Below are 18,373 nucleotides of genomic sequence, written 5' to 3' on the forward strand. Positions count from 1 at the left end.
TGCGCGCCCTCGTCGCGGGCATGACCCTCGAGCAGAAGCTCGCGCAGCTCGTCGGTTTCTGGGAGAAGGGCGACGGCGAGGTCGTCGCGCCGCTCCAGGGCGAGTTCACGCGGGACGGCGGCCTCGACGAGGCGACGCGGCACGGCCTCGGCCACCTGACGCGCGTCTACGGCACGCGCCCGGTCGACCCGGCCGAGCGCGCGGCGTGGCTGTGGCGCAAGCAGCGCGAGCTCGTCGCGTCCAGCGGGATCCCCGCCCTGGTCCACGAGGAGTGCCTCACGGGCCTGTCCGCGTGGCGGGCGGCCACGTTCCCGACGCCGCTGGCGTGGGGCGCGTCGTTCGACCCCGCGCTCGTCGGGCGCATGGCGGGTCTCATCGGCGGCTCGATGCGCGAGCTGGGCGTGCACCAGGGGCTGGCGCCGGTGCTCGACGTGGTGCGCGACCCGCGCTGGGGCCGGGTCGAGGAGTGCATCGCGGAGGACCCGTACCTGATCGGGGAGATCGGCACGTCGTACGTGCGCGGGCTGCAGGACGCCGGCGTGCACGCGACGCTCAAGCACTTCGTCGGGTACTCCGCGTCGCAGGCGGGGCGCAACTTCGCGCCCGTGCACGTCGGTCCGCGCGAGCTCGCCGACGTGCTCCTGCTGCCGTTCGAGATGGCGGTGCGGGACGGCGGCGTGCGCTCGGTCATGCACGCGTACACCGAGATCGACGGCGTCCCCGTCGCCAGCGACCCGACGATCCTGACGGACCTGCTGCGGGACCGGTGGGGCTTCGACGGCGTCGTGGTGGCCGACTACTTCGGCGTCGCGTTCCTCGACCTCCTGCACAAGGTGGCCGACGGGCTCGGCGACGCGGCCGGCCAGGCGCTCGCCGCGGGCATCGACGTCGAGCTGCCCACGGGCGACGCGTACCTCGAGCCGCTCGCGGAGGCGATCCGGACGGGGCAGGTCGACGAGGCGCTCGTCGACCGGGCGGCCACGCGCGCGCTGCTGCAGAAGGCCGAGCTGGGCCTCCTGGACGCGTCGTTCGACGACGAGCCGCCGACCCACGTCGACCTCGACACCCCGGAGCACCGGGAGGTCGCGGCGCGGCTCGCCGAGGAGTCGGTGGTGCTGCTCGCGAACGACGGCGTGCTGCCGCTGGCGGGTGGCACGGGTGCCGGGTCGGCCGCGGGCACCGTCCGGCGCGTCGCGGTCGTCGGCCCCAACGCCGACCGGGCCGAGGCGATGTTCGGGTGCTACTCGTTCGTCAACCACGTGCTCGAGCACCACCCGGAGGCGGAGCGCGGCATCGAGGTGCCGACGGTCCTCGAGGCGCTGCGCGACGAGCTGCCGGGCGTCGAGGTCACCGCCGCGCGCGGGTGCGCGGTCGACGACGACGACCGGTCGGGCATCGCCGAGGCCGCCACGCTCGCCGCGGCCGCGGACGTCGCGGTCGTCGTGGTCGGCGACCAGGCCGGGCTGTTCGGGCGTGGCACCGTCGGCGAGGGGTGCGACCGCGACGACCTCGAGCTGCCGGGCGTGCAGCGCGACCTCGTCGAGGCGGTGCTGGCCACCGGGACGCCCGTCGTCCTCGTCGTGGTCAGCGGCCGGCCGTACGCGATCGACTCCGTGCTCGGCCGCGCCGCGGCCGCCGTCCAGGCGTTCTTCCCGGGGGAGGAGGGTGGGCGTGCGCTCGCGGGCGTGCTCACGGGCCGCGTCAACCCGTCAGGCCGTCTCCCGGTGAGCCTGCCGCGGTCGGCCGGGGCGCAGCCGTACTCCTACCTGAACCCGGCGCTCGGCGGGGACGGCGACGTCACCAACCTGCGCAGCACCCCGGTGCGGCCGTTCGGGTTCGGGCTGTCCTACACGACCTTCGCGTACGGCGCGCTCGACGCGGTGGACGACGAGGTCGCGACGGACGGGCGCATCCGGGTGGCCGTGCGCGTGACCAACACGGGCGAGCGCGACGGCGACGAGGTCGTCCAGCTCTACGCGCACGACCCGGTCGCCAGCGTCACGCGCCCCGTCGCGCAGCTCGTCGGCTTCCGGCGGGTGCGGGTGGCGGCCGGGCAGTCGGCGGTCGTCCGGTTCGACGTCCCGACGACGCGCGTGGCGTTCAGCGGACGCGACATGGTCCGTGCCGTGGAGCCGGGTGCGCTGCAGCTGTGGGTCGGGACCAGCGCCGAGCGCTGCGCCCAGGCGGAGGTCCGGCTCGTCGGGCCGCTGCACCCCGTCCTGGACGACGACCGGTGGACGGTCACCGAGGTCTGCCCCGGGTGATCGTCCCGCCGGGCGGGGGCCCTCCGTCGACCCCGCCCGTCAGCGCCCCGTGACGGCCGTTCCCCCCACGGCCGTCACGGGGCGCTCGACGTCCCGGCCGGTACGGGTCGAGGCGTGGACGCGTGGCATCCGTCCCGTGAGACGGACGTACGCTGTCCGCCGCGCGTCGCCCCCCGACGACGCCTGCGAGAGGAGATACCGCGATGAGCCGTCCGCTGCGCTCCCGGACCTCGACCCACGGCCGCAACATGGCCGGCGCCCGCGCGCTGTGGCGCGCCACGGGCATGGGGTCCGACGACTTCGGCAAGCCGATCATCGCCATCGCGAACTCCTACACGCAGTTCGTCCCCGGGCACGTGCACCTCAAGGACATGGGCGACCTGGTCGCGGGGGCGATCCGTGAGGCCGGCGGCGTCGCCAAGGAGTTCAACACGATCGCGGTCGACGACGGCATCGCGATGGGCCACGCGGGCATGCTCTACTCCCTGCCCTCGCGGGACCTGATCGCCGACTCGGTCGAGTACATGGTCAACGCGCACTGCGCGGACGCCCTGGTCTGCATCTCCAACTGCGACAAGATCACGCCCGGCATGCTGAACGCCGCGCTGCGGCTGAACATCCCCGTCGTCTTCGTGTCCGGTGGACCGATGGAGGCGGGCAAGGCCGTGGTGGCCGACGGCGTCGCCCGCACGCCGCTCAACCTCATCAACGCGATCAACTACTCCGCCGACGACGCGGTGGACGACGCCGCGCTCGCCCAGGTCGAGGAGAACGCGTGCCCCACGTGCGGCTCCTGCTCCGGCATGTTCACCGCGAACTCGATGAACTGCCTGACGGAGGCGCTCGGGCTGTCGCTGCCGGGCAACGGCTCGACGCTGGCGACCCACGCCGCCCGGCGGGAGCTGTTCCTGGAGGCCGGTCGCACGGTCGTGGACCTCGCCCGGCGCTACTACGACGACGAGGACGACACCGCGGCGCCGCGCGCGATCGCCACCAAGGCGGCGTTCGCGAACGCGATGACGCTCGACGTGGCGATGGGCGGCTCCACCAACACGGTGCTGCACATCCTGGCGGCTGCGCAGGAGGCGGGCGTCGACTTCACGCTCGCCGACATCGACGCCCTCTCGCGCCGCGTCCCGTGCCTGTCGAAGGTGGCCCCCAACCACCCCGACTTCCACATGGAGGACGTGCACCGCGCGGGCGGCATCCCCGCGCTGCTGGGCGAGCTCGACCGCGCCGGCCTGCTCGACCACGACGTGACGTCGGTGCACACCCCCACCCTGCGGGCGTGGCTGGACGACTGGGACGTGCGCGGCGGCCAGGCCACCCAGCGCGCGGTCGACCTGTTCCACGCCGCGCCGGGCGGCGTGCGCACCACCGTCGCCTTCTCGACGTCGAACGTCTGGGAGTCGCTCGACACCGACGCGGTGAACGGCTGCATCCGGGACGCCGAGCACGCGTACACGGTCGAAGGCGGGCTCGCGGTGCTGCGCGGCAACCTCTCGCCCGACGGCGCGATCATCAAGACGGCCGGCATCGACCCGGACGTCTTCCACTTCGTCGGCACCGCGCTGGTGTGCGAGTCGCAGGACGAGGCCGTCGACAAGATCCTCCGCAAGGAGGTCCAGCCCGGGCACGTCGTCGTCGTGCGCTACGAGGGCCCGTCGGGTGGACCCGGCATGCAGGAGATGCTCTACCCCACCTCGTTCATCAAGGGCCGTGGGCTGGGCAAGGTCTGCGCGCTCATCACCGACGGCCGGTTCTCGGGCGGCTCGTCGGGCATCTCGGTGGGGCACGTGTCGCCGGAGGCCGCGGCGGGCGGCGCGATCGGCCTGGTGGAGGACGGCGACGAGATCGAGATCGACGTCGAGACCCGGGTCATCCGCATCAACGTCCCCGACGAGGTGCTCGCCGACCGTCGCGCCAAGATGGAGGCCTCGGAGAACCCGTGGCAGCCGAAGGACCGCGACCGCTACGTCTCGCCCGCGCTGCAGGCGTACGCCGCGATGGCGACCTCGGCGGACCGCGGCGCGGTGCGCGACGTGAGCCGCATCCGCCGCGCCTGACCCGTGCCCGGCGAGTCCCGGGGGTGTGACGTGCAGCGGGGGCGCGGCGCTCCTAACGTGTGGGGCATGACGGACACGGCCGCGCAGGGCTCGGAGATCGACATCAAGCCGCGGTCGCGGCAGGTCACGGACGGGTTGGAGGCCACGGCGTCGCGCGGGATGCTGCGCGCGGTCGGCCTGGGCGACGAGGACTTCGCCAAGCCGCAGATCGGCGTCGCGAGCTCGTGGAACGAGATCACGCCGTGCAACCTCTCGCTCGACCGGCTCGCCAAGGCCGCGAAGGCCGGCGTGCACGCCGCGGGCGGCTACCCGCTCGAGTTCGGCACCATCTCGGTGTCCGACGGCATCTCGATGGGCCACGAGGGCATGCACTTCTCGCTGGTGAGCCGCGACGTGATCGCCGACTCGGTCGAGACGGTGATGATGGCGGAGCGGCTCGACGGCTCCGTCCTCCTGGCCGGCTGCGACAAGTCGCTGCCGGGCATGCTCATGGCCGCCGCGCGCCTGGACCTCGCGTCCGTGTTCCTCTACGCGGGCTCGATCATGCCGGGCTGGGTGAAGCTCTCGGACGGCACCGAGAAGGACGTGACGATCATCGACGCGTTCGAGGCCGTCGGGGCGTGCGCCCGCGGGCTGATGAGCGTGGAGGACGTCGACCGCATCGAGCGGGCGATCTGCCCCGGCGAGGGCGCCTGCGGCGGGATGTACACGGCGAACACGATGGCGTCGGTCGCCGAGGCGATGGGCATGTCCGTGCCCGGCTCCGCCGCGCCGCCGTCCGCGGACCGGCGCCGGGACCAGTTCGCGCACCGCTCCGGCGAGGCCGTCGTCGAGATGCTGCGCCGTGGGATCACCGCGCGGCAGATCATGACGAAGGAGGCGTTCGAGAACGCGATCGCGGTGGTGATGGCGTTCGGCGGCTCCACCAACGCGGTGCTGCACCTCCTGGCGATCGCGCACGAGGCCGAGGTCGAGCTGACGCTCGACGACTTCGCACGCGTCGCGCAGCGCGTCCCGCACCTGGGCGACCTCAAGCCGTTCGGGCGCTACGTGATGAACGACGTCGACCGCATCGGCGGCGTGCCGGTGATCATGAAGGCGCTGCTCGACGCGGGCCTGCTGCACGGCGACTGCCTCACGGTCACCGGCAAGACCGTCGCGGAGAACCTGGCGGACGTGAACCCGCCGGACCCCGACGGCAAGATCCTGCGCGCGCTCGACAACCCGATCCACCGGACCGGCGGCATCACGATCCTGCACGGCTCGCTCGCCCCCGAGGGTGCGGTCGTGAAGTCGGCGGGGTTCGACTCCGACGTGTTCGAGGGCACCGCCCGCGTCTTCGACCGCGAGCGCGCCGCGATGGACGCGCTCGAGGACGGCACGATCGTCGCGGGCGACGTCGTCGTGATCCGCTACGAGGGCCCGAAGGGCGGGCCGGGCATGCGCGAGATGCTCGCGATCACGGGCGCGATCAAGGGCGCCGGGCTGGGCAAGGACGCCCTGCTGCTGACCGACGGCCGGTTCTCCGGCGGCACGACGGGGCTGTGCGTGGGGCACGTCGCCCCCGAGGCGGTCGACGCCGGACCCGTCGCCTTCGTCCGGGACGGCGACCGCATCCGCCTCGACGTCGCGAACGCGCGGCTGGACCTCCTCGTCGACGAGGCCGAGCTCGCGGCACGCCGCGAGGGGTGGCAGCCGCTCCCGCCCGTCTACACCCGGGGCGTCCTGGCCAAGTACGCCAAGCTCGTCCAGTCCGCGAGCACAGGCGCCGTCCTCACGTAACCCCACCCACCACCCCCCCGCACCCACACACCCACCCCACCCACGTACCCACCCCACCCACGTACCCACCCACCCACGTACCCACACCGCCGAGCGCGGACGTCGTGGGCCGAGCGCGGACCATCGACGTCCGCGCTCGAGCGGTGCCGTCCGCGCTCGGGGAGGGGGTGGCGGGGTTGCGGGGGTGGGCGGGGCGGGTCAGGGTCGGTCGCATGGGGTTCAGCGAGCAGGACGCGCCGTGGTGGACGCGGGCCGTGGTGTACCAGGTGTACCCGCGGTCCTTCCAGGACTCGGACGGCGACGGGGTCGGCGACCTGCGCGGCGTGCTCCAGCGCGTCGACCACCTGGCCGAGCTCGGCGTCGACGTGGTGTGGTTCTCGCCGATCTTCCGCAGCCCGCAGGACGACAACGGCTACGACATCAGCGACTACCAGGACGTCGACCCGCTGTTCGGCACGCTCGCCGACCTCGACGAGGTGGTCGCGGCGCTGCACGCGCGTGGCATGAAGGTCGTGATGGACCTCGTCGTGAACCACACGTCCGACGAGCACCCGTGGTTCGTCGAGTCGCGCTCGTCGCCGGACAGCCCGAAGCGCGACTGGTACTGGTGGCGCCCGGCGCGAGCGGGGATGGCGCCCGGCGCACCCGGCGCGGAGCCCACCAACTGGGGCAGCTTCTTCTCCGGGCCGGCGTGGGAGTACGACGAGGCGAGCGGCGAGTACTACCTGCACCTGTTCAGCCGCAAGCAGCCGGACCTCAACTGGGAGAACCCCGAGGTCCGCGCGGCCGTCTACGCGATGATGCGCTGGTGGCTCGACCGCGGGGTCGACGGCTTCCGGATGGACGTCATCAACGTGATCTCGAAGACGGTGCAGGAGGACGGTTCGCTGCCCGACGGCCTCACGCACGACGGGCTGCTGGGCGACGGCAGCCCGCACTACACGTCCGGCCCGCGGGTGCACGAGTTCCTGGCGGAGATGCACCGGGAGGTGTTCGCCGGCCGGGAGGGGGCGTTCCTCACCGTCGGTGAGATGCCGGGCGTCACGCTCGAGGACGCGCGCCTGTTCACGGACCCGGCGCGCGCCGAGGTCGACATGGTGTTCCAGTTCGAGCACGTGGGCCTGGACCACGGGCCGGGCGGCAAGTTCGACCCCCGCCCGCTGCGGCTGACCGACCTCAAGGCGAGCTTCGGCCGCTGGCAGGCCGGCCTCGCCGAGACGGGGTGGAACTCGCTGTACTGGGACAACCACGACCAGCCGCGCATCGTCTCCCGCTGGGGGGACGACGGCCGGTGCCGCCGCGAGTCCGCCACGATGCTCGCGACGGTCCTGCACCTGCACCGGGGGACGCCGTACGTCTACCAGGGCGAGGAGCTGGGGATGACGAACGCGCACCTGACCTCGTTCGACGCCTACCGCGACATCGAGACGCTCAACTACCTGGCCGAGGCGCGCGCCCACCGCGGCGAGGGCGAGCTGCTCGCCGCGTTCGCCGCGATGAGCCGGGACAACGCGCGCACGCCCGTGCAGTGGGACGCCACGCCCCACGCGGGGTTCACCACGGGGACGCCCTGGCTCGCGGCCAACCCGAACCACGACACGGTCAACGCGCAGGCCGAGCGGGCGGACCCGCGGTCGGTGTTCCACCACTACCGCCGGCTGATCGCGCTGCGGCACGACGAGCCCGTGGTGGCGCTCGGCGACTTCACGATGCTGCTGCCCGACGACGAGCACGTCTACGCGTTCACGCGCCGGCTGGGCGAGGTGGAGCTGCTGGTCCTCGGCAACTTCACGGCGGAGGAGCGGCTCGCGCTGGTCGACCCGGTGTGGACCGACGCGCAGGTGGTGCTGGGCAACTACGACGACGAGCGCGTCGTCGAGACGCCCGTGGTGCTGCGGCCATGGGAGGCGCTCGTCGTCCGCCGCCGCCCGTGACCGTCCCCCCGGCGCGGCGTCATATCCGAGCGCGGCGTCAGCCCCGAGCGCGGCGTCACAGCCCCGCGATGGTGCGCAGGGCGGCGAGGTGCGCGGCCAGGGCCGCGCGGCCCTCGTCGGACAGGCGCAGCCAGGTCCGGGGCCGCTTGCCGACGTAGCCCTTGCGGACCACCACGTACCCCGCCTGCTCGAGGACCGCGACGGCCTTGCTGAGCTGGGAGTCGCTGATCTCGACGGCGTCCCGCACGGCGGCGAACTCGGCCTCGTCGGTCCCGGCGAGCGCGGACACGACCGTGAGCCGCACGGGGGAGTGGATCACGTCGTCGAGGCGGGCGCGTGCGGGCTCCCCGACGCTCTCCGGGCCGGGCAGCGTGCTCACGCCCGCGCCTCGCGTGAGGCCGCGACGGCGAGCGGTGCGGCGACGACGAGCGCCGCGACGTACCAGTACGCGGGTGCCGCCCGGAAGGACGACAGCCCGACGAAGAGCGCGACCCCGTAGGCGGCGCCCCACCAGCCGACCGCGCGCGACCACCGGCGCACCGCACCCGGCTTGGCGACGGGCGCGGTGCGCACGAACGCGAACCACAGACCCGCCCCGGTCACGACGTACAGGCCGATCAGCACCAGGGCGGCGGCGTCGTCCGGCGCGGCCGACGCGAGACCGGCGAAGAACATCAGCGTGGTGGCGGCGAAGGCGGTGAGCGCGATCGCCCGCCGGTCGCCGCCCTGGGCGCGCAGGGCGCCCGACGCGGTGCCGGAACCGGCGAGCAGCGCGCGTGCCTGCTCCGGGGTGGGTCCCTCGAGCGGGGAGGTGGAGTGGTCATCAGCGGTCATGAAAGTAGTTTCCAAGATGGAAAGTGAACGGTCAAGCCTGTCCGCGTAGCGTCACGGCCATGGGCAAGGTGCACGAGCGGATCGACGACCGGCTGCGCGCGTTCATCGCGGCGCAGCACCTGTTCTTCGTCGCGACGGCGCCGAGCGGGCCGGACGGGCACGTGAACGTGTCGCCGAAGGGCATCGGGGGCACGTTCGTCGTGCTCGACGACCGCACGGTCGCCTACGTCGACGTCACCGCCTCCGGCTCCGAGACGATCGCGCACCTGCGCGAGAACGGTCGCGTCACGCTCATGTTCTGCGCGTTCGACGGCCCGCCGAACATCGTCCGGCTGCACGGCCGCGGGCGGTTCGTGACCCTGTACGACGAGGGGTTCGACGAGCTCCTGGCGCTGTTCCCCGGCGGCGTCGACGAGTCACGCGGGGCGCGCGCGGTCGTCGTGGTCGACGTCGACCGGGTCTCCGACTCGTGCGGCTACGGCGTCCCGCTGATGTCCTACGAGGGCGAGCGTGACCTGCTACCGCAGTTCATGGAGCGCAAGGGCGTCGACGGGCGGGCGGACTACCGCCGCCTCAAGAACCGCACCAGCATCGACGGGCTCCCGGCGTTCGACATGGACCCGAGTCCCGCGCCCGACCCGTCCTGACCTGCGTGTTCCGGCGCCCGCGGGGGGGCTCGGGCCGGTACGGTTCCCCCGGCTCCGACGACGGTGCCAGGGGAAGCAGGGGGTTCTGTGGCGTTCACAGGTGAGCTCGCGGTCTCGACGCGGGGGCTGCGCAAGACGTACCGGAGGCGGAACGGGTCGCGGCAGGTCGCCGTCGAGGGACTGGACCTCGACGTGCCGGTCGGCGGCGTGCACGGCTTCCTCGGCCCCAACGGGGCAGGCAAGACGACCACCATCCGCATGCTGCTCGGGCTGGTGAAGCCGGACCAGGGCACCATGCGCGTCTTCGACCAGCCGGTGCCCGAGCGGCTGCCGGACGTCGTCGGGCGGGTCGGGGCGATCGTCGAGCAGCCCAAGTTCTTCCCGAGCTTCTCCGCGCGGCGCAACCTGCGCCTGCTCGCGGGCGGCATCGGTGCGGACCCGAAGCTGGTCGACGTCGTCCTCGCGGACGTCGGCCTGGCCGACCGCGCCCGCGACCGGTACAAGAGCTACTCCCTGGGCATGAAGCAGCGGCTCGCGATCGCGGCGACCCTGCTCAAGGACCCGGACCTGCTGATCTTCGACGAGCCGACCAACGGCCTGGACCCCGCCGGCATCCGGGAGATCCGCGAGACCATGCGCGGGCTGGCGGACCGCGGCAAGACCGTGCTGGTCTCGAGCCACATCCTGGCCGAGGTCGAGCAGGTCGCCGACACGGTCTCGATCGTCGCGCGGGGCCGGCTGATCGCGCACGGCACCGTCGCCGAGCTGATCGGCTCGCAGGCCGCGACCACCATCCGTGTGGGCATCGAGGTGCCGGGCACCGCGAGCGACGTCCTGGCGGCCCAGGGCTGGACCGTGCGCCGCGACGGGCAGCACCTTCTCGTCGAGGGCGCACCCGGCGGTGCGCGCGTCACCGAGGTGCTGGCGCGCGAGGGCCTCTACGTGGACGAGCTCGTGCCCGTGCGCGTGGACCTGGAGTCCGTGTTCCTGGAGCTGACCGCCGGGCAGGGGCCGGGGACCCGGCCACCCGAGGACCCCGAGCACACGCACGGCCGGCGCGCGGCGGGAGGTGCGGCATGATCCGCCTGATCCGCACCGAGCTGTACCGCTGGAGCGGCCGGACCCTGCTGTGGGTCCTGGCCGCGGCGACCGTCGCGTTCGCCGTGATCGTGCCGCTCAACGCCTGGACCGAGTCGCGGCCGCCGAGCCAGCAGGACTACGAGCGCGCCCAGGACCAGCTCGAGCAGCAGCAGCAGATGATGCAGGAGCAGCTCGACTCGTGCCTCGAGGGCCAGGAGGCGGAACGCGAGGCGACCGGCGACCCGACGCTCGACTGGGGCTGCGAGTGGGAGCCGCGGGTCGAGGACTTCCTGCCGTGGCGCCAGTACTTCGACACCGAGGCCGAGTCGGGCGTCGCGGGGATGGCGATCGTCCTGGTGCTGGCCGGCGTGCTCATGGGCGCGAGCTTCGTCGCGGCCGAGTTCTCCACGGGCGCGATCGGGAACTGGCTGACGTTCGCCCCGCGGCGCGGCCGGGTGCTGACGAGCAAGCTCACCGCGACCGCCCTGGGCTACCTGCCGACGGTGGTCGTCGCGACGGTGGTGCTGGTCGGCGGCTCGTGGCTCGGCTTCCGGCTCAACGACGCGATGCAGAACCCGAGCGTCTACGTCGACGAGGCAGGCGCCGGTCCGGACCTGATGACGCCCGCGAACCTGACGCTCATGGGCCTGCGGATCGTGGCGGTCGCGATCGCCATGGCGGTCGCGGGCGCGGCGCTCGGGTTCCTCCTGCGCCACACGGCGGCGGTGCTCGGGGTCCTGCTCGGCTGGGCGGTGCTCGTCGAGGGCTTCCTCCGGGTGCAGGCGCCGAAGCTCCAGCCGTACACCCTCGCGGTCAACCTCGACGCGTGGGTGCGCGGCGGCACGCAGTACGGCATCGAGCGCTGCGAGTACGACGCGGACAACGGCGGCACCATGTGCGAGACGATCTACCACGACGTCAGCCAGGCGCACGGTGCGGTGGTGCTCGGGATCGTGCTCGTCGTGCTCGTCGGACTGGCCGCCCTGGTGTTCCGCCGCCGCGACGTGAGCTGACACCCGCCTCAGGTCGTCGCCCCCTCGTGCCGAAGCACCAGGGGACGACGAACCTGGAGGCAGCATCAGCACCGCGGAACCGGCCATCTCCACCAGGGGCCTGCGCAAGACGTACCGCCGGTTCGACCTCTCGCAGGTCGTCGCCGTGGAGGGCCTGGACCTCGACGTGCCGGCGGGCGGCGTGCACGGCTTCCTGGGCCCCAACGGGTCGGGGAAGACGACGACGATCCGGATGCTGCTGGGCCTCGCGGCCCCGGACTCGGGCGAGATGCGGCTGTTCGGCGTCCCCGTGCCGCAGCGGCTCCCGGACGTGGTCGGCCGGGTCGGGGCCGTCGTCGAGCAGCCCAAGTTCGTGCCGATGTTCTCGGGGCGGCGCAACCTGCAGCTGCTGGCCACCGCGATCGAGACCCCGCACGCGCGCGTCGAGGAGGTCCTCGAGCTCGTCGACCTGCGCGAGCGCGCACGCGACCCGTTCCGCCGGTTCTCGCTCGGAATGAAGCAGCGGCTCGCGATCGCAGCGACGCTCCTCAAGGACCCCGACCTGCTGATCTTCGACGAGCCGACGAACGGCCTGGACCCGGCGGGCATCCGCGACGTGCGCGCGACCATGCGTCGGCTCGCGGGGGAGGGCCGCACCGTCCTGGTCTCCAGCCACATCCTGGCGGAGGTCGAGCAGGTCGCCGACACGGTCTCGATCGTCGCGCGCGGGCGGCTCGTCGCGGAGGGCACCGTGGCGGCGCTCGTCCGGGGCCGCGGCCAGGTCCGCGTGCTGGTCCCGGACCGCGCCGCGGCGGCGGCGCTGCTCGCCGCGCAGGGCTGGACGGTGCAGCCCGAGGGGGACGGGCTCGTCGTCGCCGGGACCGCCGACGGCGGCGCGGTCAACGAGGTGCTCGCGCGGGGCGGCGTCTACGCCCACGACCTGCGCACGGTGCACGACGACCTGGAGTCCGTCTTCCTCGAGCTCACCGCGCACGTGGGTACGGGCGGCACGCAGCGCCGCGGTCGTCGCGGGCGCACGTCGGACGACCACGAGGTCGTCGCATGAGCGCGCTGGTCCGGGCCGAGCTCGCGCGCGTGCGGGCGCGGACCGTCGTGTGGGGCACCGCGCTCGTGCTCGTGGTCGCGGCGCTCGGGTTCGTCGTGGCGGCGTGGGACGACACGAGGCCGCCCACCGAGCAGCAGGTCGCCGAGGCGCAGGTGGCGTTCGACGCGGCGCTGGCCGACCACGAGCGGCACCACGACGAGCAGGTCGCGCGGTGCGAGGAGGTCGAGGGCGACGTGCCCGCCGACGAGGACGGGACGAGCTGCGAGGAGCTGTTCGCCGCTCCCGTGCTCGAGGCGTTCCTCCCGTACCGGCCGGCCCTGGCGGAGACGTTCGCGCGCAGGCTGCAGCCGATGACCTGGGTGCTGGTGGTCGGCCTGCTCGTGATGGGCGTGAGCCTCGTGAGCGCCGACCTCGCCTCCGGTGCCATGAGCACGTGGCTGACGTTCGCCCCGCGGCGCGGCCGGGTCCTGCTGAGCAGGCTCGTCGCCGCGCTCGCGGCCGCGGTGCCGGTGGCTGTCCTCGCGCTCGGGACGGCGGCGCTGGGCATCGTCGCGGTCCTCGCCTGGAACGGCGCGCTGGGCACGGACCGCGCGGACGCCGCGCAGGAGCTCGCGTCGATCACGTGGCGAGCGCTCGCGACGGGGCTGTGGGCGACGACGCTGGGGCTGGGCCTCGCCTTCGCGCTGCGCCACGCTGCCGCCGTCGCGGGCGTCGTCGTGTGGTGGGTCGCCGCCGTCGAGAGCGCGCTCCCGACGATCTTCCCCCAGGCCCGCGGCGTCACCCTCGGGACGAACCTCGGCGCGTGGGTCGAGGGCGTCGGCTACTGGCTGACGGAGGAGTGCGCGCCGGACGCCGCCGGCGTCGAGACGTGCACGACCGTCGAGCACGTGGTCACCCAGGCCCAGGGCGGCCTGGTCCTGCTCGGGGTGGCTCTCGTGGCGCTCGGGCTGGGTGCGCTGGCGTTCCGGCTGCGCGACATCGGCTAGGCCACCTCTCTGCGGCCCGTCAGGTCCGCACGTCGAGCACGACGCGCGCCGGGTCGCGCAGGAGCGTCACGCGGAACGGCCGCCGCTCGTCGAGCCCGACGAACGACTGGGACGCGCCCTCGAAGGTCAGGGGGCGGGTCACCTCGAGGACGGCTCCGGCGCCGGCGACGTCCCGCGCGAGCTCGTCGTGACCTGTCTCGTCCGGGTACGCCGTGCCGGTCACGACGACCTGCAGCGTGGCCGGACCCGGGACGTCGACGACCTCGCCGCTCGGGTCGTCGACCGCCTCCTCGACGTACTCGACGCGCCATCCCGGCAGCCCCGTGCCGGCCAGCTCGTAGACCACGCGCTCGAAACCGTCGTGCCGGCCGGTGCGCACGTCCACCACCGTGAGCACGCCGCCGTCCGCGTCCTGCTCGAGGACGGTGCCCGGGTCCGCGAAAGGGCCGCCGTCCGGCTCGGCTGACGTGGGGTCTGTTGACGTGGGGTCTGTTGACGTGGGTTCTGTTGACGTGGGCTCGGCTGACGTGGGCTCGGCTGGGGTGGGTTCGGCCGGCGTCGCACGGTCCGTCGCGCCGTCCGACGAGGGTGCGGTGGCCGGCGCCGTCGGGCCGTCGCCGGCCCCGGTCGGGTCGCCTGCCTCGCAGCCGACGAGCGTGAGACCCGCCGCCAGCGCGAGCACCATCCCCGCCGCCCGGCACCGGACGGAGCACAGTGCGGTCGTTCGTGCGGTCGTCCCTGCGGTCGTCCCTGCGGTCGTCCCTGCGGTCGACATCGCGCCCCCCGGGCTCTCCTCGTCGTCCGACCAGGCTAGGTCGGGAGACCGGGGCGGTCTGCGCGACACGACGGCACTCGCGTCGTCATCCGGAATGCGGGCACGTGAGCCACGATGTGAGACGCGCGGGCCGGGAGGTGACACGTCATCGTCCTCAGGCGTAACCTCACCTGCGTGCAGACGATCCTCGTAGTACTTCCTGAGCGCGCCGGCTAGGGCCAGCAAGCACAGGCCTCGTCAGCGCGCTCACCCCTCGACCCGTCGGCAGCAGCCGGCGCGAGGGGTTTTCTGTTGTCCGGGCCGGTACGGCCCGCACCCGTCCCACGAACGACGAGCACCAGCCGAGCACCACCAGCAGCAGGGAGACACCGATGGCCCAGGGCCCCCACCCGGCACCGCCGCGGACACCCGTGAGCCCGGCGGTCGTGAGCGCCGCAGCGCGCCCCGCGCCGAGCACCCCGACGACCGCGGCCGAGAAGGTGACGGGAGCGCAGTCGATCGTCCGCTCGCTCGAGGAGGTCGGTGCGGAGGTCGTCTTCGGCATCCCCGGCGGCGCGATCCTGCCGACGTACGACCCGCTGATGGACTCCACGCGGCTCCGGCACATCCTGGTCCGGCACGAGCAGGGCGGCGGTCACGCGGCGACGGGCTACGCCGCCGCGACCGGCCGGGTGGGCGTCTGCATGGCGACGTCCGGCCCGGGCGCCACCAACCTGGTCACGCCGATCGCCGACGCGAACATGGACTCGGTGCCCCTCGTCGCGATCACCGGGCAGGTGGGCGCGTCGCTGATCGGCACGGACGCGTTCCAGGAGGCCGACATCGTCGGCATCACGCTGCCGGTGACCAAGCACAACTTCCTGGTCACGGACGCGGACGAGATCCCGCGCGTCATCGCGGAGGCGTTCCACATCGCCGAGTCCGGGCGGCCCGGCCCGGTGCTCGTGGACATCGCCAAGTCGGCGATGCAGGCGCAGACCACCTTCGCGTGGCCGCAGGAGATCGCGCTGCCCGGCTACCACCCGGTGACCAAGCCGCACGCCAAGCAGATCCGCGAGGCCGCGCGCCTCCTCGCGACGGCTCGTCGTCCCGTGCTGTACGTCGGCGGCGGCGTCATCCGCGCCCGTGCGGCACGCCAGCTGCGCGCGCTCGTCGACGCGTCGGGCGCGCCCGCCGTCACCACGCTCATGGCGCGCGGCGCCCTGCCGGACACGCACCCGCAGAACCTCGGGATGCCGGGCATGCACGGCACGGTCGCCGCCGTCGCGGCGCTGCAGAAGGCGGACCTCGTCGTCGCCCTGGGTGCGCGGTTCGACGACCGGGTGACGGGCCAGCTCTCGTCGTTCGCGCCGAACGCGACCGTGGTGCACGCCGACATCGACCCCGCGGAGATCGGCAAGAACAAGGCGGTCGACGTGCCGATCGTCGGCGACCTCGCGGAGGTGCTGGCAGACCTGCTGCCGGAGCTCGAGCGTGAGCACGGCCAGCACGGCAAGCCGGACCTCGAGGCCTGGTGGCGCCAGCTCGACGCGTGGCGGGAGACGTTCCCGCTCGGCTACGACGAGCCCTCGGACGGCCACCTCGCGCCGCAGCACGTGATCCAACGGATCGGGGAGATCACCGGTCCGGAGGCGACCTACGTCGCGGGCGTCGGGCAGCACCAGATGTGGGCCGCGCAGTTCATCAAGTACGAGCGCCCGAACGCGTGGCTCAACTCCGGTGGCCTCGGCACCATGGGCTACGCCGTCCCGGCGGCCATGGGGGCCAAGGTCGGGGAGCCGGACCGCACCGTCTGGGCGATCGACGGCGACGGCTGCTTCCAGATGACCAACCAGGAGCTCGCGACCTGCGCGATCAACGAGATCCCGATCAAGGTCGCGGTGGTGAACAACTCCTCGCTCGGCATGGTCCGGCAGTGGCAGACGCTGTTCTACGAGTCGCGGTACTCGAACACCGACCTGCACACCGGTCACGGCACGCGCCGCATCCCGGACTTCGTCAAGCTCGCGGACGCCTACGGCTGCGTGGGCCTGCGGTGCGAGACGAAGGCCGACGTCGACGCGACGATCAAGCGCGCGCTCGAGATCGACGACCAGCCCGTCGTGGTCGACTTCACCGTCTCGCGCGACGCGATGGTGTGGCCGATGGTCGCCGCGGGCGTGAGCAACGACGACATCCAGTACGCGCGGGGCATCAGCCCGGCGTGGGACCGGGAGGACTGACCATGAGCCGGCACACCCTGTCCGTCCTCGTCGAGAACAAGCCCGGCGTGCTCACGCGCGTCGCGGGCCTGTTCGCGCGGCGGGCGTTCAACATCCACTCGCTCGCGGTGGGCCCCACGGAGCACACCGAGATCTCCCGCATCACCGTCGTCGTCGACGTCGACGAGCTGCCTCTCGAGCAGGTGACGAAGCAGCTGAACAAGCTGATCAACGTCATCAAGATCGTCGAGCTCGAGGACGCGGCCTCGGTCCAGCGCGAGCTGCTGCTGGTCAAGGTCAAGGCCGACGTCACGCAGCGGACCTCCGTCCTCGAGGTGGTCCAGCTGTTCCGCGCGCACGTCGTCGACGTCGTCCCGGACAGCGTCGTGATCGAGGCGACCGGCTCGCCCGGCAAGCTCGACGCGCTCCTGGCCGCTCTCGAGCCGTTCGGCATCCGTGAGATCGTGCAGTCCGGGACGGTGGCCATCGGCCGCGGCTCGCGCTCGATCACGGACCGGGCGCTCGAGCGCGTCTCGCGCTCCGCCTGATACACCAAGTCCAGAACCCCGCAGCACCCGCCCGGGACCCCGGGCGAGCCCATCTGAAGGAGAGACCCACCGTGGCCGAGCTGTTCTACGACGACGACGCCGACCTGTCGATCATCCAGTCCAAGAAGGTCGCCGTCGTCGGTTACGGCAGCCAGGGGCACGCGCACTCCCTGAACCTGCGCGACTCCGGCGCCGACGTCACCGTCGGCCTGCGCGAGGGCTCGGCGTCCCGCGCCAAGGCGGAGAACCAGGGCCTCAAGGTCGCCACGGTGGCCGAGGCCGTCGCGGGCGCGGACGTCGTCGTGATCCTGGCGCCGGACCAGGTCCAGCGCCTCGTCTACCGCGACGAGATCGAGCCCAACCTGAAGGACGGCGCCGCGCTCGTCTTCGGGCACGGCTTCAACATCCGCTTCGGCTACATCAAGCCGGCCGCGGGCCACGACGTGATCATGGTCGCGCCCAAGGGCCCGGGTCACCTGGTCCGCCGCGAGTACGTCGACGGCCGCGGCGTCCCCGTGATCGTCGCCGTCGAGCAGGACGCGTCCGGTTCCGCGTGGGACCTCGCGCTGTCCTACGCCAAGGCGATCGGTGGCCTGCGCGCCGCCGGCATCAAGACGACGTTCACCGAGGAGACCGAGACCGACCTGTTCGGTGAGCAGGCCGTCCTGTGCGGTGGCGTCTCGCAGCTCATCCAGTACGGCTTCGAGACGCTGACCGAGGCGGGCTACCAGCCCGAGGTCGCGTACTTCGAGGTGCTGCACGAGCTGAAGCTCATCGTCGACCTCATCTTCGAGGGCGGCATCACCAAGCAGCGCTGGTCCGTCTCCGACACCGCCGAGTACGGCGACTACGTCTCCGGCCCGCGCGTCATCACGCCGGACGTCAAGGCCAACATGGGCGCGGTCCTCGCGGACATCCAGTCCGGCGCGTTCGCGGAGCGCTTCATCAACGACCAGGACGCGGGCGCCCCCGAGTTCAAGGAGCTCCGCGAGAAGGGCCAGAACCACCCGATCGAGCCGGTCGGCCGCGAGCTGCGCAAGCTGTTCGCGTGGGTGAAGCCCTCGGACACCGACTACGTGGAGGGAAGCGCCGCGCGCTGACCTGCACGACCAGGCGCGGCGCACCACAGGTGCGCCGCGCCTCGTCGTACCGGCGGATCCCGCGTACGAGTCCCCGCTCGCGTCCCGCCCGACGCGCG

The 18,373-nt window shown here is 73.1% G+C and carries 15 protein-coding genes; 12 read left to right on the forward strand and 3 right to left on the reverse strand.

Annotated features, from left to right (window positions below; translation table 11 throughout):
- Window positions 1-20: 20 nt before the first annotated feature.
- From KIN34_RS13880 to KIN34_RS13895, 4 genes are all read left to right on the forward strand, one after another.
- Window positions 21-2,264, forward strand: a complete 2,244-nt coding sequence (locus KIN34_RS13880; RefSeq protein ID WP_214353081.1) for a beta-xylosidase/alpha-l-arabinosidase — start codon at window positions 21-23, stop codon at window positions 2,262-2,264.
- A 203-nt stretch (window positions 2,265-2,467) separates the two neighbouring features.
- Window positions 2,468-4,330, forward strand: a complete 1,863-nt coding sequence (gene ilvD / locus KIN34_RS13885) for a dihydroxy-acid dehydratase (protein WP_214352280.1) — start codon at window positions 2,468-2,470, stop codon at window positions 4,328-4,330.
- Window positions 4,331-4,396: 66 nt separating this feature from the next.
- A complete protein-coding gene (ilvD, locus tag KIN34_RS13890) occupies window positions 4,397-6,112 on the forward strand; it encodes a dihydroxy-acid dehydratase (protein ID WP_214352281.1) in 1,716 nt (571 codons plus the stop codon).
- Window positions 6,113-6,324: 212 nt separating this feature from the next.
- Complete coding sequence (locus KIN34_RS13895; protein WP_214352283.1) at window positions 6,325-8,046, forward strand: glycoside hydrolase family 13 protein; 1,722 nt, start codon at window positions 6,325-6,327, stop codon at window positions 8,044-8,046.
- 55 nt (window positions 8,047-8,101) lie between these two features.
- On the opposite strand, the gene KIN34_RS13900 is transcribed toward KIN34_RS13895, so the two are convergent.
- On the reverse strand, window positions 8,102-8,425 hold the full coding sequence (locus KIN34_RS13900; RefSeq protein WP_307858264.1) for a winged helix-turn-helix domain-containing protein: 324 nt from the start codon (window positions 8,423-8,425) through the stop codon (window positions 8,102-8,104).
- A complete protein-coding gene (locus KIN34_RS13905; protein ID WP_214352285.1) occupies window positions 8,422-8,880 on the reverse strand; it encodes a hypothetical protein in 459 nt (152 codons plus the stop codon). The genes KIN34_RS13900 and KIN34_RS13905 overlap by 4 nt, the downstream gene beginning before the upstream one ends.
- A gap of 59 nt (window positions 8,881-8,939) precedes the next feature.
- On the opposite strand from KIN34_RS13905, the gene KIN34_RS13910 reads away from it, so the two are divergent.
- The 5 genes from KIN34_RS13910 to KIN34_RS13930 all read left to right on the forward strand — a co-directional run bounded on the left by KIN34_RS13910 (window position 8,940) and on the right by KIN34_RS13930 (window position 13,651).
- Window positions 8,940-9,527, forward strand: a complete 588-nt coding sequence (locus KIN34_RS13910; RefSeq protein ID WP_214352287.1) for a pyridoxamine 5'-phosphate oxidase family protein — start codon at window positions 8,940-8,942, stop codon at window positions 9,525-9,527.
- An 87-nt stretch (window positions 9,528-9,614) separates the two neighbouring features.
- Window positions 9,615-10,607, forward strand: coding sequence for an ABC transporter ATP-binding protein (locus tag KIN34_RS13915; RefSeq protein WP_214352289.1), 993 nt, complete (start codon window positions 9,615-9,617; stop codon window positions 10,605-10,607).
- Window positions 10,604-11,620, forward strand: coding sequence for an ABC transporter permease subunit (locus KIN34_RS13920; protein ID WP_214352291.1), 1,017 nt, complete (start codon window positions 10,604-10,606; stop codon window positions 11,618-11,620). Before KIN34_RS13915 ends, KIN34_RS13920 begins: the two co-directional genes overlap by 4 nt.
- 85 nt (window positions 11,621-11,705) lie before the next feature.
- Complete coding sequence (locus tag KIN34_RS13925; protein ID WP_214353085.1) at window positions 11,706-12,665, forward strand: ABC transporter ATP-binding protein; 960 nt, start codon at window positions 11,706-11,708, stop codon at window positions 12,663-12,665.
- Entirely contained in the window at window positions 12,662-13,651 is a 990-nt protein-coding gene (locus tag KIN34_RS13930; protein ID WP_214352293.1) for an ABC transporter permease subunit, read from the forward strand. Before KIN34_RS13925 ends, KIN34_RS13930 begins: the two co-directional genes overlap by 4 nt.
- Window positions 13,652-13,670: 19 nt before the next feature.
- Here KIN34_RS13930 and KIN34_RS13935 read toward each other — a convergent pair whose 3' ends face one another.
- Complete coding sequence (locus KIN34_RS13935; protein ID WP_214352295.1) at window positions 13,671-14,336, reverse strand: AMIN-like domain-containing (lipo)protein; 666 nt, start codon at window positions 14,334-14,336, stop codon at window positions 13,671-13,673.
- Window positions 14,337-14,797: 461 nt separating this feature from the next.
- Here KIN34_RS13935 and KIN34_RS13940 point away from each other — a divergent pair, with 461 nt between their 5' ends.
- The 3 genes from KIN34_RS13940 (at window position 14,798) to ilvC (ending at window position 18,275) form a co-directional block, all read left to right on the forward strand.
- Window positions 14,798-16,648, forward strand: a complete 1,851-nt coding sequence (locus tag KIN34_RS13940) for an acetolactate synthase large subunit (RefSeq protein ID WP_214352297.1) — start codon at window positions 14,798-14,800, stop codon at window positions 16,646-16,648.
- Between the two features lie 2 nt (window positions 16,649-16,650).
- On the forward strand, window positions 16,651-17,175 hold the full coding sequence (gene ilvN, locus KIN34_RS13945; RefSeq protein WP_214352299.1) for an acetolactate synthase small subunit: 525 nt from the start codon (window positions 16,651-16,653) through the stop codon (window positions 17,173-17,175).
- 71 nt (window positions 17,176-17,246) lie between these two features.
- Window positions 17,247-18,275 (forward strand): ketol-acid reductoisomerase, encoded by a 1,029-nt coding sequence (ilvC, locus tag KIN34_RS13950; RefSeq protein ID WP_214352301.1) that lies wholly within the window; start codon window positions 17,247-17,249, stop codon window positions 18,273-18,275.
- Window positions 18,276-18,373: the final 98 nt, after the last annotated feature.

This window comes from Cellulomonas fulva (assembly GCF_018531375.1).
Taxonomy (GTDB): Bacteria; Actinomycetota; Actinomycetes; order Actinomycetales; family Cellulomonadaceae; genus Cellulomonas; species Cellulomonas fulva.